This is a genomic window from Alteromonas sp. PRIM-21 (assembly GCF_027563165.1).
GTDB lineage: Bacteria > Pseudomonadota > Gammaproteobacteria > Enterobacterales > Alteromonadaceae > Alteromonas > Alteromonas macleodii_A.
Map to the genome: position 1 here is coordinate 93,990 of NZ_JADOEK010000008.1, position 23,628 is coordinate 117,617.

Sequence of the window (23,628 nt, forward strand, 5' to 3'; positions counted from 1 at the left end):
AAATAGAGCCTAACTAATACACTGCATTAACACAGTGCGTTTAACTGTCTTTGCTGGAACTTGAGGTTTCAGCGTTGCTTCTCTGTGATGACTCTGAATTATTATCAACCTCATCGGTATCATCACTGTCATCATCACCGTTATCGCTTTTGCGAGTTCTGTTATCACCTAAAAAAAACTCATAATAAAGGTCTAACGCAAATTCTGATTGGTCTTCCAGTGTGGTTTGGATTGCCTCTAAATACAGGCTAGGTAGTAACTGATATTTAAGTGCCAAATCAGGTGGAAGTTGTCGACGTCTCAAGGTGCTATTGGCATCGTTATCTTTTATACCTACGTCCACATTGTATTCCACCGAAAGCCGGTCGTTGATTTGGCCGGTAACAGAAAGCAAGTTTTCATTGGTACTCAAGCTAAAGTCATCAATGCCTAAAGCACTGCCTAACTGCCCGGTAAGGGTTTCCGTGTTCGACAGCCCAAAACCTAATAGCAGTGCTGCGTAGTTAGGATCTGCTGAACTGCCTGAATCTGGCCCAGACCCCGTTAATAGATACGATAATACGCCCTGCTGGTCCATAGAGGGTTCAGAGAAAAGGTTGATGCTCGGTGCGTCAGCAGCCCCGTCAATACGAATACCTGCTATCACATCATCATCGGTTTTATCTGGGTCTCTTATAGCCTCTACCAGCAACAAGGGCTGATCGATTGGGCCATTGAACTGCACTTCGCCGGTTTGAATAATCAACTGCTGACCATAGGCGCTGTAGCGACCGTTTATTATTTGCAGGTCTCCATAGCCAACTAACGCTGGCTGAGTGTTCACGCGTATACCGCCGAATAGGCTAGCCGTAAGGCCAAAGGCTTCAAGCTTTACCTCTTCTGTTTTGTTTTTATCAATATTAACCAACACAGATGCATGAACAATATCCAGCGGTTCTTCTTTGTCTGGCTCTCCGCGCAAGTGAACGTCCTTTGACGGTGAAACTGCACTTTCAGGCAAGGACTCTACTTCAATACGGGCCCACGGAATATTAATATCGCCCGTTACATCGACCTTCTCTTTAGTTGCGGCAACATCAATATTAGGCGATACCTTCAGACGAATGTTTGGCTGTCTTATTTCAAAGCTATTGCCCTTTAACTTAAAGTTAGCGCTAGGCTCTGATGACCAGTCGAGTTCACCTTCTAGCGTACCTTTACCTCCTCCGAGTATAAAACTGCCATCAAGCGCTGCAGTTTGGTCGCTAAGCACTACTTTTTGGTTCCAGTCGGCTAATGTGACAGGCGTATCTTGAATATCTATTGCGCCGTTAGAAACGGTAAGCTCGCCTTTTAGGGATGGGTCATTGACATATCCGCTAAGAGTAATATTACCGTTAAGCACCCCTGTTAAGGTGCGAATAGCGGGAGAAAGAGGTTTCAGTGGCGCTACATCAAGTCCCTCCATGACCAACTTACCGTCCAAAGGTATTTCCTCTTCAAACGGTCGGGTGTTTAACGTGAGTGTTGCATCACCGATATCTTGACTGGAGATCAGTGAGGTTGACTCCAGCTGCCCTTGTTTTATTTTACCGCTAGTTTCAAATGAGTTAATGGTAAGCGTTAATGGTCTGGTTTCACCTAATTGCCACGGGGCTGCACTCATTGACGCAGTAAAAGTCGCATCGATAGGATCTTGTTGCGAATAACTGCCTTTTGTTTGAATACTTAATGTAGCTTCAGAAGGCGCTGAAACCATGGTCGGCACTAATTCATTCGCCCACAGCCCTACAGGTAGTGACGTTGCTTTAATATCCCAACTTGCTTTGCTGTCTTGATAATTCACGTTCGAGATGCACAGCTCTCCTTCGCGACGTGATGTCCAGCAGTGCTGGCCTATTTTGGCAGTCGCAGGCGCGGTGCCTATATCAAGTGTGAACGGGCTTGATAACGCCCATTGCATATTAGCAAGCTCTAGCTGGGTATCGCTTATCTCACCTATCCAATGATTGTTTGCCCATGAACCGTTAAGGCTGAAGGCAATTTGATTATCGGGTAACGAAAGGTTTAGCTGTGCTTGGTGATCTTTATAAGTGCCATCTAGTGTTATCTCGCCGCTCAACGGTCCTTGCTGCGCAGCAGAGGCATTTAAATTTGGTGATATAGTGATGTTGGATAAATCTAACGTGCCGTTAGCACGTGGATTTTGCCACGGACCAGAGGCAGATATTTTACCATTTATCGCACCGGATACTTCTGGGTAAAGATTATTTATTGTGTTTGCGTTAATAGTAATATCGGCGTTTAAATGACGCTTGTTTAAGACTTGTGCAATAGCTCGAATAACGTTCTTTTCATTTTCCCCTTCTTGCACGATGTTTACGTTAGTAACGAATAAGTCACTGGGGCCGGCATACACGGCGTTGCCTTTTATTTCTAGTGGTTCACCTTGTAGCACGCCAGATACCTGCATATCTTTAAAGCTCATATGCAGTCCGCCACGCTCTGAGTACTGTAAAATGCTCTCTATCTCGCCGCTTAAGTTCTCAGGTGCGTAAGCGCTGAAACGCTGTGCAGACACGTTTGAAAGCGTGGTTTTTCCCTCCCAAGCAATACTCTCGTTTAGGTAAAGGGTACCCGTATTGACTAAGCTACCTTCTAGCGCCTCAATATTCGCCTGATTGACATAGATATTGTTCTTTTTAAGCACAACATCCAGTGATACAGGCACATTGCCTATGTCTGGCAAGATTGCTGCACCGGCGCCTTTTAGCTGGTAATCGCCCATAGTGCCTTCAAGTGACAGCGTACCTGCTTTTAATATGGCGTTTTCCATTGTTGGAATGGGTTGTTCTTGCCACTTTGCAGTGAATTCAATGGGGAATTCGGTATTAAGAATGTTTGCCGCCAAAATAGCGTCGGCGTTTACAGCCCCCTTTGTGTTGACGGAAAGGGCCAAATCATCAAGTGCTCCCGATGCGTTTAAGTTTACGGTAAGGGGAGCATCATCAAGCACTGTCTTTGCTCTAGCTGCAATGCTTAGCGGGAAGTTCCCGCTAAGGGTGGCGCTCGCTTTTGCTTTTACTTCCCCTTGTTCATGCGCGACAACCATTTCTTCAATGGCAATATCACTGCCTTTGAACTGTGCGTCGAGCAGCGATATCAATGCTATTTGTTGTGTGCTATCGCCTTGGGTAAGGTTTAAGTCTTCAACCAATAAAGTACCAAACGATATGGGAATTGGAGCGGTGATTGTTGGTAATTCAGGCACCTCGTAGCTAAGCGAGTATGACTTAGGCAAGGCGCTTTCTTCATCTGGTGTCGCTTGCCCTGCTGTTTTTTCAGCACTTTGTTTAGGTGTCTGTTTTGACGTGGAAGGCTGAGCTCGAGAGGCCGTATTTGCTGCTGGTGAGCTTGTTTTTGTATTTTGTTCTAACAGGGCTATACGAACCCCTTTTGTCGCTAAACTGTCAAGAGCCAGCGTCTGGTCGCCGCTGAAACCTGCAAGCTCTAGCTTATCCACTTCAACGGTTGTGGTAAGAAGCTCAACGTTAATATTGGCAAGCGCTAGATACCCTACTTCAATGGGAATAGGCAAAGAAAATTCATCGCCAGTGTTGGTTTCTTCAACGGTTTCTGGAGCAGCAGCGAGTTGCGTTAACGTGGCATTTTCAAGCGTGAGTTCATTTACGCAGACTTTTGGTTCAAAAAGACAACGCCACGTTATATCAATATAGGCGTACTGCGATGCCACGCGCCACTGCGCGTTTTCCCAGTGTAAATTGTGTATTTCAAGGGTATCGGCAAAACTGCCATCAATATCATCAATGGAAAGGTTTGTAACAAAGCTGTTCGCTATAAGTTTTACCGTTGGACCGCCCAACGGGCTGATGAGTAGCGCATAAATGGCAACCAATAGCAGTACAGGCGAGAGCAAGATGGCAGAAACTGTACGTTTTCTCATAGCTCAGGCCCCAAGATGATGTGAATACGCCAAGCATTTTCTTGTTTTGATAGCCCTCTGGCTAAATATACTCTTACAGCGCCAATAGGTGACAGCCAGTGAACCCCTGGGCCTATACCATAAGCGAGGGAGTCGCTTATATCGTTTGCAGCTTTACCCGCGTCTAAGAAAGCGGCTATTCGCCAGTTGTCTGCAATTGAGTAAGCGTATTCTATGCTTGAGGTGACTAGGTACTTTCCGCCAATAGATTCAACATCAAATTCGCCAGTCTCTGGGTCAATAACTTCTGCTTTCGGCGACAAATCACGATAGCTAAACCCTCTAACGCTTTGGTCGCCGCCCGCGTAAAAGCGAAGCGAAGCAGGCACATCATCGAAAGAGTTTGTTTTAATTGCTCCAATTTCCCCGCGTAAGGTTATTCTATGCTTATTAGCGTATGTACGAATTAACATAGCTTCAACGGCCGCTTTAGCATAATCAATATCTGAGCCAAAACCCTCTTTGCCGTATTGAGCCAGCGCTTGAACATAGGTGCCGTTGCCAATGTTGAGCTCGTCGTCTTTATCACGGTAGGTTATTGAGTAGCCAGGTAAAACTAACGAGGTGGTATTGGTATCAAGGTCCCCCTGATCGTAAGTTTCTCTAAGGTAGGTTACTGAATAATCATGTTGCCAGGGCGAACCATCTTGTTGCGTGTATCTATGTGCTGACAAAGAAAGGGTTTCGCTTTCAAATGACGTATTGGCGTACTCAATAAACTGGTAGCCCGCTTCGATACTGGCATAGTCGCGAGTGATATTTTTCATTGGAATGCGGTAGTCGGCGGTAACCGACTGTTCAGGCTCTGAAATGAAAATATCTGATGAAACCGAGTGCCCTTTGTCATTTACCCAAGGACGTTCCCAACCTAAACGTACTCGCGGACCTGTATCAGTAGCCGCACCGACCGAGACATTGAATGCATCGGTAGGTCTGTGTTGAAGCGAGACTTCAATAGGAACCAGTAAGCCTTCTGCGTCGCTGACTACCGGCCTTGCTATGACTCGGTTGAAATAGCCCGACTGATTCAAACGTCTGTTAAAATCGCCTAACACTGATGATGAATAGGCATCGCCAGTTTTAAAAGGTTTTAGGCGCTGAATAATCGCTTTAGCTTTATCATCACCTACGAATTTGAGTTCACCAAACTTATATTGAGGTCCGCTTTGCGCAATTAGCAGCACGTTTGCTTGTTTTTCGTCACGTACTAAATCTAGCCGTGTTGCCTGCCAGAAATAATCAAAATAACCGTTGGAAAGGGCGTAGTTAAACATGGAAGATTTAAATGACTCATAGATGGTCTGATTTAACACATCACCTTCTTTGAGTTTAAGTGAGTTAAAACGCTCTCTGAATGCTTTATCTTCACGTCCAGCACCAATGATTTCTCGGGTAACTTTGTTGATAGTAAGAGGAGTATTCAACGCAACCGTTACTGTGACCTTGTCCCCTTCTTGTATGCGTACCTTGGTTTCACTGTTGTAAAATCCATAGGGTTGTACTGCCGTCGCCACCGCTTCTGCCACTTCGTCTTGCCAATAAGGGTCAGTTAGTAGTGCTTTTTCGACATCAAGTCCGCTTAAATGCAGTCGGATGTTGTTACGTAGCTTAGCGTCTTCTACACCTTGAACATCGTAGGTAATTGACTCTTGAGCAAAAGATACCGTGCACAGCAAGCACAGCTGCACGCACAACAACGCCTTAGCTAATAAAGAGCATGCTTTGGATATTTTGCGCACTAATTGTCGGGAAAATAGGCCTTGCAAAGTGGCAAGCCCGCTCCAAGTTGAAGGCATGAAAAGACTAAATCCTTAAGGTAACGCTGGGCTTAGAAGCTTACTGGTTTAGGGTAAAATCCATATTATATCTGTGGTTAATAGTACCATATCTGCATTTTGTATTCGCAAAGTACGACGAGAGATCAAATTATTGCGTCAATATTATCTATATTAACCCGCAGGGGTCGGTTTTTTGTACATTTGGTCACAAATTTGTATACTCGAATTAACATAGTTTTGAGGTTTACTCATTAGCTAAGTTCAGCCCATAATAAAAAATTACAAGGGAATGTTATGTCTTACAAAAAGGCTTTCTCACCAGCTACGCTTATTGCCCTACTATTGTTAGCTATTTCGACTACGTTAAGCGCTGAGTCGACTACTCAGGAAAATGCCTACGATGCGTTTAGTTCGCTGCCAACCTATTGGACGCCATCTTTGTCACCCGATGGAACAAAAATCGCCTTTGTTCAAAATGTTGAACAAGGAGATGCGTTTGCCATGCTCGCCACCTTCGATTTGGAAAAGGGTGAAAAGCATTACCTACTTCGCTCTGACAATGAACGTGTAAAGATCAATTGGTACAAGTGGGTGAACAATGAACGTGTCGTGGTTAGTGCGCGCTATGAAACTCGCCGAGGTACCACAAAAGTGTATGACACCCGCTTGTTAAGTATCAAATTCGATGGCGAGGGCGGCGCGTTTAATATGGTTGAATGGGAACGAATTAAGCGTCGGGCCGGTAATCCTAACCACATTCCCCAATTTCAAGATGACGTTATCGATTGGCTACCTGATGACCCAGATCATGTACTTATAGCAATAGATGCCGAGGTGCTAGGTTTACCTTCAGTGTATAAAGTCAATGTCAACACAGGAGGCGTAAGTCGCATTATGCGCGGTAAAAAGCGCATTAGAGATTGGCTTACCGATCAACAAAGTAACGTTCGTATTGGCGTTTCACTTAATTATGATAGCGGTGAGCGCGAGGTCTTCCTAAAAGAAGAAGATGGCTGGCGAACCTTGTTTGCCTATAACGCCATGACGGAGAAGGGCGAATATCCAGTGGGCTTTGCTAAAGACCCAAATATTCTTTATTACAAAGGCTACAAGGGCGACTATCGCGCATTATATAGCTTAAACCTTAAAACCAACGAACGAACTGAGGTATATGCCGACGAAGGCTATGACGTCAACGGCAGCCTTATTTATTCACCCGTTACGCGAGATGCTATCGGCGTGCGTCATGATGGCCGATTTTATTGGGATGAACGCTATGTTGCACTTCAAAACGGTATCGACCAGGGCCTTCCTGATTATAACAACACGTTAGTTAGTTTCAGTGACGATGAGCAAACTTATATTGTTTATTCTGAGTCTGACATATTGCCCGGTGTGTATTTATTGGGTAATCGCAAGGAAGGCACGCTGAACATGCTATTTGAGCAATACAGCCAAATAGACTCGACGAAACTATCCGAGCATAAACTTATTGAGTACGAAGCCAGAGATGGTATCAAGATTGAAGCATATTTAACCCTTCCTAAGGGGGACGGGCCCTTCCCAACCATTATTCATCCTCACGGCGGGCCGGGGGCTCGAGATTTCAGCGGTTTCGACTACTGGACTGCATACTTCACCTCGAAAGGCTACGCGGTGTTGAGGCCAAACTTTAGAGGCTCAAGAGGCTATGGTTATAGTTTTGCGCAAAGCCAAATGAAAGGATGGGGCCTAGCTATGCAAGACGATATCACTGACGCCGCAGGTTGGATGGTAGAACAGGGATACGCAGAGCAAGATAATATGTGCATAGTTGGCGCAAGTTATGGTGGCTATGCCGCGTTGATGGCAACGGTTAAAACCCCTGAACTATTTCAATGCGCTGTAAGTTTTGCTGGTGTCAGTTCGCTTAAGCACGTCATCATTCATTCTCGCCGTTTCCTGAATAACGAATTTGTTAAAAATCAAATTGGTGACGACTACGATGATTTAGAAGCGCGCTCGCCTTATTACAACGCGAAAGGAATTAAAACGCCTATCTTACTTGTGCATGGCGAAGAAGATCGTATTGTTCCACCCCTTCATAGTCGCTACATGGCTGATGAGTTAGAAGACTACGACAAAGTTTTTAAATACGTAGAGCTTGAAAATGGAGACCATAGCCTTTCTATTCAGCGCAATCGCCACCTATTCTTTAAAGAAATGGATATATTTTTAGACCAATACTTAAAACCGACTAAGAACGGCGAGGCGGTGACAGCTAGTCTGTCAGAGGAATAACACTCGTTAAAGGTAATAGTATTTAAGATAAGATAGCCAAATTTGACGGCTTTTTAACCAGGTTTCAGGTATACTAATTAAGGCGCGACGGTTTCGCGCCTTTTTTAATTCCCTCACTTAATTTCATATTCGAGACTTTATGCCCCAGACATCTAATGGCGTATCTGATGATACTGCAGTTGTGCAAAAGCCCGCCCTTGGCCTTGTTGAATTTGTTGCTTTGATGGCGACCATGACATCGCTGGTGGCACTTAGTATAGACGCTATGTTGCCCGCCCTTATTCAAATTGGTGAGTCACTTAATGTGCAAGAGGCGCATCAGACCCATTTAATTGTTACTGTGTTCTTTTTAGGCATGGCGTTTGGGCAAATGTTCTTTGGTCCTTTTTCAGACAGCCGTGGTCGTCGTTTAACTATTCTTGTCGGGCTGTGTATTTTTGCTCTTGGTACCTTTGTGTGTATGCTGGCTACCAACCTAGAGACCATGCTGGTGGGGCGGGTTATTCAAGCGTTTGGGGTGTCTGGCCCTCGTATAGCTTCTATGGCAATTATACGTGACCTCTACGTAGGTGATGCCATGGCAAAAGTCATGTCGTTTATCATGATGGTGTTTATCTTAGTGCCCATGTTGGCCCCAATTATTGGGCAAACTGTGATGGAGTTGACATCTTGGTTCCATATATTCACGCTATTTCTGCTAGTTGCTACTATGGCGGGGATTTGGTTCTTTTCTCGTCAAGGCGAAACCTTGCCTCGTGCAAAGCGTAGAAAATTCTCGCGGGCACACTTTTTTAAATCATCAAAGTTTATTCTGACCCATCCAGAAGTTATGGGTTATACCTTTGCTATGGGTTGTATCTTCGGGGCGTTTTTGGCGTATTTAAGCGCGTCACAAACTATATTTACCGTGTTTTACAATGTTGGAGAGTGGTTCCCGTATATCTTCGCTACCCTTGCCTTTTCTATCGGGCTTGCTTCTTACTTCAACGGTAAAATGGTAATGCGTTTCGGCATGCGCAAGCTGTGTAGATTTGCGCTAAAAGGTGTAAATGGGTTTGCGGTGGTGTATCTAGCATTGCTGTTTGCGTACGATGGTCTGCCGCCACTAATTCCAACCGTGGCCGTCATGTTCGTTGGCTTTTTCTTTGTGGGCATACTGTTTGGTAACTTAAACGCTATGGCCATGCAGCCTCTTGGCGATATGGCAGGTTTAGGTGCTGCAATTATTGGTTGCTTTTCAAGCTTATTCTCGGTGCCCGTTGCTCTGATCGTTGATAGTTTTTTGAATGGAAACTTGATGCCCATCGGTTGGGGCTTTCTTATCTTTTTTGCATTAGCTTACGCATCAGTTCGCTTCGCTGAGCGTGTTCGAGAAGTGGGTGTTTCTTAAAGAGATAAGTGGTTGTTAGTAACTGCTTTGAGTTAGCTAAACAGTTCGCTGTAAAAGGATATGTGACTCACTGAGTTACAGGCATAAAAAAGCCCGACCAAAATGGTCGGGCAAGAGGGCTTAGTTAAGCACCTAACGACAGAAACTGTCCTAACCTATAATGGCCTTCATATCAGTCATGTAGCCACGCAAGGTCTTACCTACCGATTCCACACCGTGTGAGCGGATGGCTTCGTTAATTTCAACAAGGCGTTTGTTCTCTACTTGGTTAGAAGCAGAAGCTAAACCCTTACCGATAACGCTGGTATCGATGGTAGGCATAAATTTCTCACGCAAAATTGGAATTGCTGCATTGGCAAACAAATAGTTTCCGTATTCTGCTGTGTCTGAAATAACCACGTTCATTTCATACAAACGCTTACGTGCGATTGTGTTAGAAATTAGCGGTGTTTCATGCAGTGATTCGTAGTACGCAGACTCAGGCAGAATTCCAGCTTCAACCATTACGTCAAACGCAACCTCAACACCACACTTGATCATGGCAACTAGTAAAATGCCGTGGTCAAAGAATTCTTGTTCGCTGATTTCACCTTCATAAGCTGGTGCGTTTTCAAACGCGGTTTCACCGGTTTCTTCACGCCACTTAAGTAGGTTCGCATCGCCATTTGCCCAATCTTCCATCATGGTGCGAGAGAATTCACCGCTGATGATGTCGTCTTGGTGCTTTTCAAATAGCGGACGAAGTAAATCAGTTAATTGCTCAGAAAGCTCAAACGCTTTCACTTTTGCAGGGTTTGATAGACGGTCCATCATGTTAGTTACACCGCCAATCTTAAGTGCTTCAGTAATAGCTTCTAAGCCGTACTGAATAAGCGCACCTGCATAACCTGGGTCGATACCGTCATCAACCATTTTCTCGAACGCAAGTACTGCTGCAACTTGTTGCATACCACATAAAATGGTTTGCTCACCCATAAGGTCAGATTTAACTTCAGCCACAAATGAAGACTCAAGTACACCTGCGCGGTCACCGCCAGTTGCACTTGCCAGTGCCTTAGCCTGATCCCAACCTTTACCTTCAGGGTCATTTTCTGGATGCACAGCTATTAGTGTTGGCACACCAAAGCCACGCTTATATTCTTCACGTACTTCTGAGCCAGGGCTTTTCGGCGCACACATAATTACTGTGATATCGCTACGAATTTGCTGACCTTCTTCAACAATGTTGAAACCGTGTGAGTAACCTAGGGTTGCACCTTTTTTCATAAGCGGCATTACTGCCTCTACTACACTTGCGTGCTGCTTATCAGGTGTTAGGTTGTAAACTACATCAGCTTCTGGAATAAGCTGCTGATATGTACCAACAGTAAATCCATTGCTTGAAGCGCGTTTGTAAGAGTCGCGTTGCTCATCGATCGCTGCCTGACGCAGCGCATAAGAAACATCTAACCCTGAGTCACGCATATTCAGGCCTTGGTTAAGGCCCTGCGCGCCGCAGCCTACAATGACAATTTTCTTGCCTTTTAAGAACTGACAACCGTCAGCGAATTCATCGCGTGCCATAAAACGGCAGCGGCCAAGCTGGTCTAACTGCTGGCGAAGTGACAGGGTGTTGAAATAATTAGCCATAAAAATTTCCGAACAACATTCATTTTTGTCAATATCAAACACCGACCTTGGCGTTGACAGACCTCGTCTATGACGACTTGGTAGTGAGACTAAAAGATTTCTTTTGTTTTGGAAAATGATATATTTGCAAGATAATATTGCAAAAAGTGAAATGCATATGGATTTTCGCAGTTTACAGCTCTTTAACCACCTGGCTACCAGCCTACACTTCGGCGTCACCGCCGAGGCCATGTATGTATCGCCATCTACGTTAAGCCGTGTAATTCAGCGTCTTGAAGACGAGTTAGGCTGTACCTTGTTTAAACGGGATAACCGCAAAGTCGCGCTCACCCATAGTGGGCACAAGCTACTATCCTTCTCAAAACAAGCGCTAGCTGATTGGCAGCAATTAAAAATTGACTTAAAAGAAGATAGTGATGCACTTCAGGGGGAACTAAGTGTATTTTGCTCGGTAACTGCCAGTCAAAGCCATTTGCCCGCTATGCTAAGGCAGTTTAGGCAACAACACCCTGGGGTCGATATACGTTTAATAACCGGTGACCCTGCCCTTGCTATAGAGAAAGTTAAAAGTAAGCAGTGTGATTTATCTATTGCTATCTATACCCCTGACATGCCGACAGATCTGCATTTCACCGCCCTTGATAACGTGCCTTTGGTTCTTATTGCGCCAAGGGAATGGCGACTTACTCAGCTAAGTCAGCTAGATTGGACCAAGCATCAGGTGATAATGCCTGAAACCGGGCCAACTCGACGCACCGCCTATCACTGGTTTGCCGAGCACGGTATTCGGCCTAACGTGTATGCCTATGTAGGCGGTAACGAAGCTATTGTAAGCATGGTAGCGCTAGAGTGTGGTGTAGGCTTTGTGCCAAAGGTAGTGCTCGATCACTCCAGTATGGCTAATGCGGTAACCCAAATTCAGGTTGAAGATATCGAGCCTTATGCCCTTGGCCTATGCTGTTTACAAGATAAGCAAAACGAACCGCTTATCAATGCCTTTATGCAGCTAAACCTGCATTCCCGAGGGTAAGTTATTTTATTAGTTGCGCTTAGCTAGCACTGAGCTGCTTTATAAGGTTATCGAGAGCTCGATAGCCCAGCGCTTCCGCGATATGAGCCCTAGATACGGCTTTTTCCTCTTCAAGGTCGGCAATGGTTCTAGCCACTTTTAACGTGCGGTGAAATACGCGCATAGATAAATTAAGTTGTTTCGCAGCTGCTTGTAAAAATAGGAGATCTGCGTCATCTAGCAAACAGATGTCGGCAAGCTCTCCTGCGTGTAAAGCGCCATTGGGTTTGCCTTGTCGAGACTCTTGTTTTTGCCGTGCAGCTATCACCCTTTCCCGCATGTCATGTAACGAGTCGTCAGGTCTATTGCCCCGCTCTGGCAAGTCGTAGTCTGGTAGTCTAGGCACCTCGACTTGTATATCTATTCTATCTAGCAGCGGGCCTGACAAACGGTTTAAGTAGTTAAGCTGTTGCTGGGGTGTCAGGCGGTTGTCGTCAATATCCCCAGTAGGACTTGGGTTCATGGCGGCTACGAGTTGAAAATTTGCGGGGTAGGTTGCACTTCCTGATGCTCGGGATAAATGCACGTCGCCAGTTTCAAGCGGTTCGCGCAATACATCCAGCGCTTTTCGGCCAAATTCGGGGAGCTCGTCTAAAAACAAAATACCGTTGTGGGCCAGCGAAATTTCTCCCGGCACAGGGTTAGAACCACCGCCAGTGAGCGCTATCGCAGAACTTGTGTGATGGGGGGAGCGCAGGTGGCGGGTTAGAAAACGTTCAGCATTTAGCTTTTCGCCTTTCACTGAGTGAATAGCCGCGACTTCCAAGGCTTCTTCTTCACTCATATCCGGTAATAGCGACAACATTCGGCTGGCAAGCAAGCTTTTACCTGTGCCGGGCGGACCTACCATCAGTAGATTGTGAGCCCCGCTAGCTGCAATAATTAGGGCTCGTTTAGCCTGCTCTTGACCAATAATATCGTCCCAACCAGTTGGGGAATTGCGTGATGAGTGAGCAGTGAAAGGCTGACCTTTGGCGAGCTTTTTGTTACCGGTAAGGTGTTCATAAACAGATAGAAGATCGAAGGCCGGGAAGCGTGTGGCGTGGGAAACCAGGGCTGCTTCAACATCGTTATCTCCCGGATACACAAGGGCTATATCTTCGTTCGCTGCCGTCATCACTACAGGAATAAGCCCGTTAACCGGTTTAATCTCACCGTTTAGCGCTAACTCGCCCACAAAGGCAATATTAAGCAAGCTAATATCTGAAATGTAACCCGATGCTGCTAAAATGCCAACGGCAATAGGAAGGTCGAACCGGCCGCCAAACTTTGGGATATCAGCCGGCGCTAAATTAACCGTTATACGTTTGGCAGGAAACTCGAAACCACTGTTAATCAGCGCGCTGCGTACCCGCTCACGGGCTTCTTTTACACTGGTTTCCGCCATACCGACCAGTTGAAAGGCAGGTAGGCCATTCGCCAAGTGAATTTCAACACTTACCTCTGGTGCAGACACCCCCTGCCCTGCAAAGGTTTTAACAACAGCCATTCCCATATTGTGAACACCCTCTCTTACACACTCATTGTTCGCCTAATTGAAATTTCAAAACTTAAGTGCGGCTAAATAGTCAACGCACTGGGCATAAACTCTAGAGAGAATGCAATGAAGATGTAACTGTACTAACGATGGGATTTATCGCCAATACTCACCGAGCTAGGCCATTGATTACCTTGCTCGGCAACGAAGGTTAGATGCTAATGATGATCGTTGTAAAATACAGGTAGCTGCCAATGCCAGCGCATGGCGCCTAGTCTAAACAATACGGTGGTTGCAAGGGCTGCAATACCGCACCACTGGGTAGCAAGGTTAAATTCAAGTGCGATGCCATATACAATACCGCCAGCAATACAAGTCATCGCATAAAGCTCGCCGTTTAGTACCAGAGGTACTTCTCGACAAATAACGTCTCGTAGCAAGCCGCCAAACACGCCAGTAATGGTGCCCATTGCTACCGCCACTGCCATGCCTGTGTCGTTGGCTAAGGCTTTCTCTATGCCTACTACATTAAAAAGTGCTAGCCCAAAAGCATCGGCGATCAACAGGTAGTGAAAAGGGAAGCGTGGGCTAATTCGTAGCCAAACAATGGGTATAAAGGCGGCAATTAGCGTGGTGTACAAGTAATCGGTATCGGCAATCCAAAACACGGGTACATCTAGCATCACATCTCGCAAGGTACCGCCGCCAATGGCTGTAGCACTGGCAAGCACTACCACGCCAAATCCGTCCATACGTTTTTGATAAGCCATAAGGGTGCCTGAAATTGCACACACGGCAACGCCTGCTAGGTTTAACCAGTGAAACCAATCGAACATGCTTATTACCCTTTTACTACTCTTAATAACCCGCTATTTCTACCGCAAAAAACTTGATCAAACCGTGTGTTTCATGCTATTTCTTTGCGCAATACCAATTCGCGACTTATCGCGCATTGCGTGTAGGGGAAAAGCCATAACCCCTAACGAACAACATTTCATTTTTATAATGCCAAAGGAATACGGCATTGTAAGTCAAAGATATCATATAAAACAAAGCGCTACTGATCTGTAAGCAGTAAGGCTTTGTCGCCCTTCGTTTGAACGACCTAAGATGATTTAATACATCATCAGTATGACATGCAATTTTGAGTAAAACAGCGCGTAATGGAAGACAAGCCAAAGCATTACTGGTTTACCACTGTTTTTAAGTTTCACATAAAGGTCTAGCATTACACCCTAGCACCTAAAATTAACGGGAAGGATTTATGCCCAAGTTACGTTCTGCAACTACCACACAAGGTAGAAATATGGCCGGCGCTCGTGCGCTATGGCGTGCAACCGGAATGAAAGATTCTGATTTCGGCAAGCCTATTATTGCTATTGCTAACTCATTTACGCAGTTTGTACCTGGGCACGTTCACCTCAAAGACCTCGGTCAGCTAGTAGCGCGCAGCGTGGAAGAAGCCGGTGGTGTCGCCAAAGAATTCAATACTATAGCGGTAGATGACGGTATCGCAATGGGTCACAGCGGCATGCTGTATAGTCTTCCGTCTCGCGAAATCATTGCTGATGCAGTGGAGTACATGGTGAACGCACACTGCGCGGATGCCATTGTATGTATTTCTAACTGCGACAAGATCACCCCGGGAATGTTAATGGCGTCTATGCGTTTGAACGTGCCCGTTATATTCGTATCTGGCGGCCCAATGGAAGCGGGTAAAACCAAGCTTTCAGACCAGCTGATTAAGCTTGATTTGGTTGACGCCATGGTAGCGGCTGCTGATGATAAAGTGAGCGATGCAGATACTGACGAAATTGAGCGCTCTGCCTGCCCTACTTGTGGGTCATGTTCGGGTATGTTTACTGCAAACTCAATGAACTGCTTAACTGAAGCGTTAGGTCTATCACTACCGGGCAATGGCTCTATGCTGGCCACTCACGCTGACCGTGAAGGTTTGTTTAAGCAAGCCGGTAAGCAAATTGTAGAGCTTTGTAAGCGCTACTACGGCGATGATGATGAAAGCGTATTGCCGCGGAACATTGCCAACTTTAAAGCTTTTGAGAATGCCATGAGCTTGGATATTGCCATGGGTGGGTCGACCAATACCATTTTGCATCTGTTAGCAGCGGCAATGGAAGGCGAAGTGCCGTTTACTATGGCAGACATCGACCGCTTGTCTCGCAAAGTGCCTCACTTATGTAAAGTGGCGCCTTCTACCCCTAAATATCATATGGAAGACGTTCACCGTGCCGGCGGCGTACTGGGTATTTTGAACGAGTTGAACAAGGCAGGCTTACTAAATACCGATGTTAATCACGTCTTAGGCAAGCAGCTTACTGAGGTTATCAGCGAGTGGGACATCACTAACCCTGAAAACGAAGACGCGATAACCTTTTACCGTGCAGGTCCTGCGGGTATTCGCACTACTAAAGCCTTCAGCCAGGATTGTCGCTGGGATGAGGCCGATGCCGACCGTGAAAATGGTTGCATTCGCTCTATCGAGAATGCATTTAGCCAAGAAGGTGGCCTAGCGGTGCTTTATGGCAATTTGGCGGAAGATGGCTGCATTGTAAAAACCGCAGGTGTGGATGAGTCCATTCTAAAATTCAACGGCACTGCCCGTATTTACGAAAGCCAAGATGATGCGGTGGCAGGTATTTTAGGTGACGAAGTAAAAGCCGGTGACGTCGTGTTTATTCGCTATGAAGGCCCTCGCGGTGGTCCAGGCATGCAGGAAATGTTGTACCCAACGTCGTATTTGAAATCGAAGGGGCTGGGTAAACACTGCGCGCTAGTAACCGACGGGCGTTTCAGTGGTGGTACAAGTGGCTTGTCTATCGGTCACTGTTCACCAGAGGCTGCCAGCGGTGGCGGCATCGGCTTAGTTGAAGACGGTGATAAGATTGAAATAGATATCCCTAACCGAAGCATCAACATCGTTATTTCTGATGAAGCACTTGCCGAGCGCCGTGCAAAAATGGAAGCAAGCGATAAGCCTTGGAAACCGAAAGATCGTGTACGCGAAGTGTCTACATCACTTAAGACCTTTGCAGCGCTGGCAACCAGTGCCGACAAAGGTGCGGTGCGCGATGTCACTAAGTTGGAAGACTTGTAATGGAAAACGAGCACGTTAGCGACCACGAGTATCTGAAAAAGATATTACTCGCTCCCGTTTACGATGTGGCGGTGGCCAGTGAGCTGTCTTATATGTCTTTGCTTTCAGCGGAGCTTGGCAACGAGATCTTCTTGAAACGAGAAGATCAGCAGCCAGTAAAAAGCTTTAAGCTGCGCGGCGCCTACAACCGTATTTGTTCGTTGAGTGAAGCACAGTTACAAGCTGGCGTTATTGGCGCATCAGCGGGTAATCATGCCCAGGGCTTAGCATACAGTGCAAAAATGAAGGGCATTCAAGCAACTATCGTGATGCCCGAAACCACCCCTGACATTAAAGTGGACGCTGTACGTCGTTTCGGTGGTGATAACGTAAATGTAGTCTTGCATGGCACCAGCTTCGACCAGGCAAGCAACCATGCCAAAGCATTGTGTGATACCCACGGGTATACCTTTGTTCCGCCCTTCGATAACCCCGATGTAATCGCCGGACAAGGTACTGTTGCACGAGAACTGTTAGAGCAAAACCCAAACCTGGATATTTTGTTTATTGCTGTTGGCGGTGGCGGTCTAGCCGCGGGCATTGCGGTGTACTTAAAGCAACTCAAACCCAGTATTAAGATTGTAGCCGTTGAGTCAGAAGAGTCGGCCTGTTTCATTAAAGCAAAAGCGCAAGGCGAGCCTACTGAGTTGGAAAGCGTAGGTATTTTTGCCGATGGCGTGGCTGTGAAAGTAATGGGGCAAGAAACTTTTCGCCTGTGTAACCGCTTAGTTGATGAAACTATTACGGTTAGCAATGATGAGATTTGCGGGGCTATAAAAGATATTTTCGATGATACTCGCGTTATCGCCGAGCCTGCTGGTGCATTATCGGTAGCGGCAATTCGCAAATATGCCAAGCAACATGACCTTAAAGGTAAAAAGCTAGGCGGTATTTTATGTGGCGCAAACATAAACTTTCACACCCTGCGCTATGTGTCTGAACGCTGTGAATTAGGCGAGCAAAAAGAAGCCGTTTTTGCCGTTAAAATTCCTGAAACTAAAGGCGCGTTTAAACAATTTTGTGAATGCGTTGGGGCAAAAGCGATTACTGAATTCAACTATCGCTATGCAAGTGAGAGCGAAGCGCATATTTTTGTTGGAGTTAAGCTAAAAGGCGGTCAACAAGAATTCGCGACCCTTCAAAGTGACCTTGAAAGTAAAGGATATGACTGCGTTAACCTAACTGATAACGAGTTAGCAAAGCTTCATGTTCGGCATATGGTAGGAGGCCGCCCGCCGACCATTTTAAACGAGCAGGTGTTCAGCTTTGAATTTCCGGAGCGCCCAGGTGCACTACTAAACTTCTTAAATACATTGGGCGAGCAGTGGAACATTACTTTATTCCACTATCGTAACCACGGAGCTGCGGAAGGCTTGGTATTGGTTGGTTTTGACATTGCGCCAGAAAGCCGGGATGACTTTAACCAGCATGTAGCTGAATTGGGCTATAAGGTAGAAGAAGTAACGGATAACCCTGCGTATCGCTTTTTTCTGTCGCAACCAGCATAACGTTTTGTCGGCTATGCACAGCAGCCTTTGATAGCTATACATTCAAAAGCGAAACTTAGCTCGTTTTAAACCTTTTTTCGCTTTGTATTGCTTCACGTTAAGCGCAGGTTTACCGAGGAGCGATACAAAGCGGCACTATTTCAACTTTACTATATCAGCCTCTATGGAGGCCTGGCTGAGTGCCTATCGAAATATAGGTATAAGTTAGGAATACGGCCAATAAAAACCCCATGCGGATGCATGGGTTTTTTTACGCCTTTAACAAAGCGATAGTCTTTGTTGCTTACAACGCTAATTTGCCGAGTTAAGCGCAACATTTTCCAAATGCTGAATCATCTCAGGCCATATCAGCGCCATCACGTCAGCTCGCAAGGCTTCACACTCTTCCGAGTATTTTAAGCAGCCGTCTTTTTCTGAATCTAACCAATGGTTATCTTTTAGTGCGCCGATAAAGCTAGAAAGTACGTTCTTATCGTAAAACTCAGGAGAGCTTAAGCCATAAAGGGCTGATAAGCGCTCAGCGACTTGTTTACTTTCTCGCTCTAATGCACTGCGGCTAATCACCTTTTCTTTATCAAGAATCGTCAGCACTACGGCATAACGCTGCAATGTTTCTTGCATACAGCGGCTTAATAACCAAGCAGAATGGAACTGCTTGCAGTGTGCATCTGGTGGTAAAAGCTCACCGTCTTTTTGGCGCAGCAGTCCGTTGTCTAACATCGCGGTGATCAACGCATCAGTATGCGCAAGCGCTTCATCTTGTGTTAGATGTAAAAACAGTTCTTTTTGTAGCAAAGGATAAAGTGCTGCAATCAGTTGGAAAATACTGTTCTTGGTTGCGCCCTTCTTAGCGAAGATAGACGCCATGATAAGACCTGGTATGGCGAACAAATGCAAAATATTGTTGCGATAATAGGTCAGGTATACAGCAGATTTAGGCTGAGGACTTATCAAACGACCGTAATCGTCTTCCTTAACGTCAAAACGACCTAATTTTAATGTATCCCGAAGCAATTCTTGTGCTGATGAATCTGGGATAGTGGCGTCATCGCTAAAGGGCACTGTTTTGAACAAGTTCATGAAGTCATCCATGGCTTGTTTAAGCTCAACCTCACTCATAGTCTGCCTTTTAGAAGACAGTAGACATAGCGAAGCTAATGCCATGCCGTTAAGTGCCGCAGCGCGGTTAATGCGCGTCATGACGTTGTTAGCTAATTGATTAACGGCAGGCGTTAACCAAGCAGGCTTCTTCTCTGGTTCGGCATCGCGACAGTCGCGCCAATTCGGCACATGGCTTTCAAGGAACTGATTAAGAGCGATAGGCTCACCAAAGTTCACATATCCATGCCCGTAATTCTTAAGCTTACGAATGGCGGAGAAAACCTGAAGGTTAGACTCTTTTTTCTTCTTCGAACCCTTAAGTTCGTTCAGGTAACTCTTCACTTCCATCACATTTTCATAGCCAATGTAGACAGGAACAATACTAACTGGGCGGTTAACGCCTTTAAGCATGGCTTGAATTGTCATGGCCAGCATACCTGTTTTCGGCGGTATTAAACGACCTGTGCGGCTGCGCCCACCCTCAGGGTAGTATTTTACCGAATAGCCTTTGTTAAACAGCAGCTCTAAATATTCTCTGAACACGGCCGTGTAAAGCTTGTTGCCTGCAAAACTCCGGCGAAGGAAGAAAGCCCCTCCTCGGCGGAATACTTTTCCTACAGGCCAAAAGTTAAGATTGATACCTGCTGCAATGTGAGGCGTTACCATACCTTCGTGATAAATCACGTAGGTTAATAACAGATAGTCCATATGACTGCGGTGGCAAGGTACATAAATAATTTCGTGCCCGTTAGCTGCCAGCTCGCGAATGCGGTCTGCGTGGCCTACGCTAATGCCGTTGTAAATCTTGTTCCATATACGAGTAAGCAGTCTGTCGCCAAAGCGGATAAGCCCTTCGCGATAATCAGCCGCAATCTCGGTAATATAGCTTTGAGCTCGCTCTTTGGCCTTTTCGTGGGTGACTTTTTTGCTTTTCGACTCTTCGGCGATTGCACGACGTACGGCATCTGAACCCAATACACTGTTATTGAGTTCTTGTCGCTCTAGCAGCGTAGGGCCTGTCATACTTTGACGCTTACGCTGAAAGTGAGTACTTGCTACGCGTACAAGCTTGTGAGCAATGCTTTGATCACTACCATGTTGATTTGACATAGCGCGTGCTGAGACAGCTTTAGAATAATTGATAAAGTTATCTCTGCCTAAAAATAGCACGATGAAGAGTTTACGTAGCCAGCTAGGTGCAGCGTTATCAGCAATTAAGTCGCTTAGCCCTGGTTTACCGCGCCCAGGTGCTCGGCCCCAGGTTACGTACACAGGAACTACCTGTAGGTCGAGGTTTTCGTGGTCTCGGTGTAAGTGGAAAAGGTCAGTGAACACATCTTCAATACCCGTATCCTTCGCTGACGAGCGAAAAAGAGGCTGGGTTTTACGTAAAAACAGAGTAGACGAATACTCTCTACCTGCCAGTGTAAGTGTGTCTGTTGGGCTAGGAAGGCCTAGGTATTTGGTCGACATTCTCAGCGCAAGCTGGTCGGTCACTGAGTTTGTGGGAAGTAGATAAACAATAGGCTTGCTCTTATCTATTCCTAATTCGGTTTCAACGTTAACTGGAATACTGTGAGCTTTTACCAGTAACTTAACAGGATAATGAAATACCGACAAAAGGGCTTTTCGCATCCACGACATGAATTATGTAATCCTATGAAATAAAAACGGGTGAAGTGTAACACAATCGCGTCACAATCTCGCGACGAGCCAATGTTATTGATTTGCTTGTTTTACAGACTTCCTACCTAGCGGTTAGTTCAAGATGTTCAAAAGTATCTGTGTATTTAAGCGTTTTTTAGAGTAAACCTCACTGACCCTTTGAGCAATGCAACATTAGCAGTATTTAAATTGCTATAAGTGGTGTCTATTACTATTTTTATAAATATTAACGAATATGAGCATGTTGTAGTGGATGATCAAAACCGATTGAAGACGATTGATGACTTTTTGCTCAGCAATGAGGTGCCGTTGGATCTTGACGATCTTATGGTTGTGTTAGCGGGGGCATATAAAGTGCCTATCGCGCTAATAGGAATTGTTGGTGAATTTGAAGAAACATTCAAAGCGCGATATGGAACTACACTTTCAAAAGTGAGCCGTGAGCATGCGTTTTGTAGTCATGTGGTAGAAGAGCGCAAACAAGTTGTTGTTAACAATACACATGAAGACCCCAGGTTTAAAGATAATCCGTTAGTAACGGGAGAGCCGCACATCTGCTTTTATGCAGGAACTCCCATTGAAATTAATGATGAGATTATTGGTGCTGTATGTCTTATCGATACTGTTCCTCGAGAAATTGATGCCCAATACCTTGAAGTGCTGAATAGAATTGGTGCGCTTGTTAGCCAGCATATTTCTCTATCAAAGGAACATGAGGCACTTAAGCGCGAACACGGTTTAATTGAAAAGTCCCCTATAGTGTTGGCCACTTGGAGAAATACTACGTCGTTACGGCTAGTTCATATTTCTCAAAATAGTGAGCGTGTATTGGGTATATCGGCACAAGACTTACTATGCGGCGCTGTAGAGCTTGGCGATGTTCTAACTCAAGACGCTGAAAGTGACTTTACTTTTGCTATGCAGGCGCACATGGAAGGTGTGGAAACCCATTCATGCCGCCTTCAAATAGCTACCCCTACGCGAACTATTTGGGTGAGCATGATTTCTACGGCAAGCTTTCGTGAAGACGGGATGCTGTATTCAGTGCAAGCATTTCTTTTCGATACCAGCGATCAAAAATATGTTGAAGACAAACTTCACAAAACGAACCAGCGCATGCGCCTGCTATTGGAAGCCTCTGAACTGGGTACGTGGGATTGGAATTTGGCCGCTGATGTAAACCAAGTAAATAAACGTTGGTGTGATATCGTCGGCCTTGAATATGAGTATTATGATACCAGCTCTCGCTTTTTCAGGCAGTTAATTCACCCTGCGGACTATGTAAAAGTAGAAAAGCAATTAAATGAACACATTATTGGCGAAAGCAAGGTTTTCAATACTACCTTTCGCATGAAACATACTAACGGCACGTGGGTTTGGGTTGAAACCTATGGAAAAACCGTGGAATCTGACGTTACGGGTAAGGCTATTCGCGTTGCTGGTATTCATCGCGACATTACCCAGAGAATGGAAAGTGAACTTCATGAGAAAAAGAAAACCCAGCTACTTCAATTTATAAATAAAACCCGTGCCTCTTATCTTCAGAACAACGATTTAACCATGGCCTGCCAAACAGTATTACCTGAGCTCATTGATATCTCGGATAGTCAGTTTGCTTTCATTGGGCAAATGAAAGGCGAAGGCGATGCCTCGAAGCTGTTTATTCATGCTATTTCTGAAATAGTGTGGGACAGCAGTAGCTTCACGCAATACAACGAGTACAAAAAGCGGAACTTGTATTTCGCTAGCTTTGATAACCTTTTTGGTACCACGATTTTAACCGGTGAGGTAACGATAAGTAATACCTCAGGAAGTCATCCAAACTCAAAAGGGGTGCCGCAAGGGCACCCCCGCATTAGTCGGTTTTTAGGGCTACCGATTAAGGTTAAAGATAGAGTAGTGGGCATGATTGGTTTAGCCAATAAATTCGAGCCCTACGCCTTAGATGATGCAGAGTTTTTACAACCTTTATTAGACGCATTAGCAGGTCTTTTCTATGCGGTAGAGCTGGAAGAAGCGCGTGCGATAGCTGAAGAGAAGTTGCGTAAGCTGGCTATGACTGATTCGCTAACTGGGCTGTACAATCGGCGAGCTTTTGTTGATAAATGCCATCAACTCTCTGCACAAAGCAATAGAGTGAGCGTAGCGGTAATCGATATAGACCACTTTAAAAAAGTTAACGATACTTATGGACATGATGCAGGGGACCAAGCCCTAATTTCAGTAGCCCACCTAATAGAAGAATATTATGTGGAGCCCGATATTGTTTCACGTCTTGGTGGAGAAGAGTTTGCGATAGTAGCAATTTCAGACAACAAAAAAGACGAAGAAATGCGATTTAACAAACTTCGAGAGGCTGTTGAAAAAACAGAAGTTAGATACAAGAAAGACACGATATCTGTAACAATAAGTATTGGTGCCGTTTTTGCTGAGGATAGCTTGAACCTTGACTTTAGTGGGTTACTTTCAAAAGCTGATAAACTGCTATATACGGCGAAAAAGAATGGCCGAAATCAAGTTATTCTTGAGTGACGACTAATACCGTGAGTATTTTCTTAGTTAGTTTCATAAATTTTCCATTGTAATTAATGAATT

12 protein-coding genes are annotated in these 23,628 nt (G+C 45.4%); 6 read left to right on the forward strand and 6 right to left on the reverse strand.

Annotation, left to right across the window (positions count from 1 at the left end):
• Positions 1–40 precede the first annotated feature (40 nt).
• Both IW644_RS12510 and IW644_RS12515 read right to left on the reverse strand, forming a co-directional pair.
• On the reverse strand, positions 41–3,943 hold the full coding sequence (locus tag IW644_RS12510; protein WP_269917879.1) for a translocation/assembly module TamB domain-containing protein: 3,903 nt from the start codon (positions 3,941–3,943) through the stop codon (positions 41–43).
• The gene (locus IW644_RS12515) at positions 3,940–5,778 is read right to left on the reverse strand and encodes an autotransporter assembly complex protein TamA (protein WP_269917880.1); all 1,839 of its coding nucleotides are present in this window, start codon (positions 5,776–5,778) and stop codon (positions 3,940–3,942) included. Before IW644_RS12515 ends, IW644_RS12510 begins: the two co-directional genes overlap by 4 nt.
• 276 nt (positions 5,779–6,054) lie before the next feature.
• On the opposite strand from IW644_RS12515, the gene IW644_RS12520 reads away from it, so the two are divergent.
• Positions 6,055–8,040 (forward strand): alpha/beta hydrolase family protein, encoded by a 1,986-nt coding sequence (locus IW644_RS12520; protein ID WP_269917881.1) that lies wholly within the window; start codon positions 6,055–6,057, stop codon positions 8,038–8,040.
• A gap of 139 nt (positions 8,041–8,179) precedes the next feature.
• A complete protein-coding gene (locus IW644_RS12525; RefSeq protein WP_269917882.1) occupies positions 8,180–9,430 on the forward strand; it encodes a multidrug effflux MFS transporter in 1,251 nt (416 codons plus the stop codon).
• 150 nt (positions 9,431–9,580) lie between these two features.
• On the opposite strand, the gene ilvC is transcribed toward IW644_RS12525, so the two are convergent.
• Complete coding sequence (gene ilvC, locus IW644_RS12530) at positions 9,581–11,059, reverse strand: ketol-acid reductoisomerase (RefSeq protein ID WP_269917883.1); 1,479 nt, start codon at positions 11,057–11,059, stop codon at positions 9,581–9,583.
• A 157-nt stretch (positions 11,060–11,216) separates the two neighbouring features.
• Here ilvC and ilvY point away from each other — a divergent pair, with 157 nt between their 5' ends.
• The gene (ilvY, locus tag IW644_RS12535; protein ID WP_179985055.1) at positions 11,217–12,089 is read left to right on the forward strand and encodes an HTH-type transcriptional activator IlvY; all 873 of its coding nucleotides are present in this window, start codon (positions 11,217–11,219) and stop codon (positions 12,087–12,089) included.
• A gap of 19 nt (positions 12,090–12,108) precedes the next feature.
• Here the strand turns inward: ilvY and IW644_RS12540 are convergent, their stop codons facing one another.
• Together IW644_RS12540 and IW644_RS12545 are read right to left on the reverse strand one after the other, a co-directional pair.
• Complete coding sequence (locus IW644_RS12540; protein WP_269917884.1) at positions 12,109–13,623, reverse strand: YifB family Mg chelatase-like AAA ATPase; 1,515 nt, start codon at positions 13,621–13,623, stop codon at positions 12,109–12,111.
• Positions 13,624–13,823: 200 nt separating this feature from the next.
• Positions 13,824–14,441 carry a trimeric intracellular cation channel family protein gene (locus IW644_RS12545; protein WP_269917885.1) on the reverse strand — a complete coding sequence of 206 codons (618 nt, stop codon included), beginning with the start codon at positions 14,439–14,441 and terminating at the stop codon, positions 13,824–13,826.
• 428 nt (positions 14,442–14,869) lie between these two features.
• On the opposite strand from IW644_RS12545, the gene ilvD reads away from it, so the two are divergent.
• Both ilvD and ilvA read left to right on the forward strand, forming a co-directional pair.
• The gene (ilvD, locus tag IW644_RS12550) at positions 14,870–16,720 is read left to right on the forward strand and encodes a dihydroxy-acid dehydratase (RefSeq protein ID WP_269917886.1); all 1,851 of its coding nucleotides are present in this window, start codon (positions 14,870–14,872) and stop codon (positions 16,718–16,720) included.
• Positions 16,720–18,267 carry a threonine ammonia-lyase, biosynthetic gene (gene ilvA, locus IW644_RS12555; RefSeq protein ID WP_269917887.1) on the forward strand — a complete coding sequence of 516 codons (1,548 nt, stop codon included), beginning with the start codon at positions 16,720–16,722 and terminating at the stop codon, positions 18,265–18,267. The genes ilvD and ilvA overlap by 1 nt, the downstream gene beginning before the upstream one ends.
• 291 nt (positions 18,268–18,558) lie before the next feature.
• Here the strand turns inward: ilvA and plsB are convergent, their stop codons facing one another.
• Complete coding sequence (gene plsB, locus IW644_RS12560) at positions 18,559–21,012, reverse strand: glycerol-3-phosphate 1-O-acyltransferase PlsB (RefSeq protein ID WP_269917888.1); 2,454 nt, start codon at positions 21,010–21,012, stop codon at positions 18,559–18,561.
• A gap of 270 nt (positions 21,013–21,282) precedes the next feature.
• On the opposite strand from plsB, the gene IW644_RS12565 reads away from it, so the two are divergent.
• The gene (locus IW644_RS12565) at positions 21,283–23,565 is read left to right on the forward strand and encodes a sensor domain-containing diguanylate cyclase (protein WP_269917889.1); all 2,283 of its coding nucleotides are present in this window, start codon (positions 21,283–21,285) and stop codon (positions 23,563–23,565) included.
• The last annotated feature ends 63 nt before the right edge of the window (positions 23,566–23,628 follow it).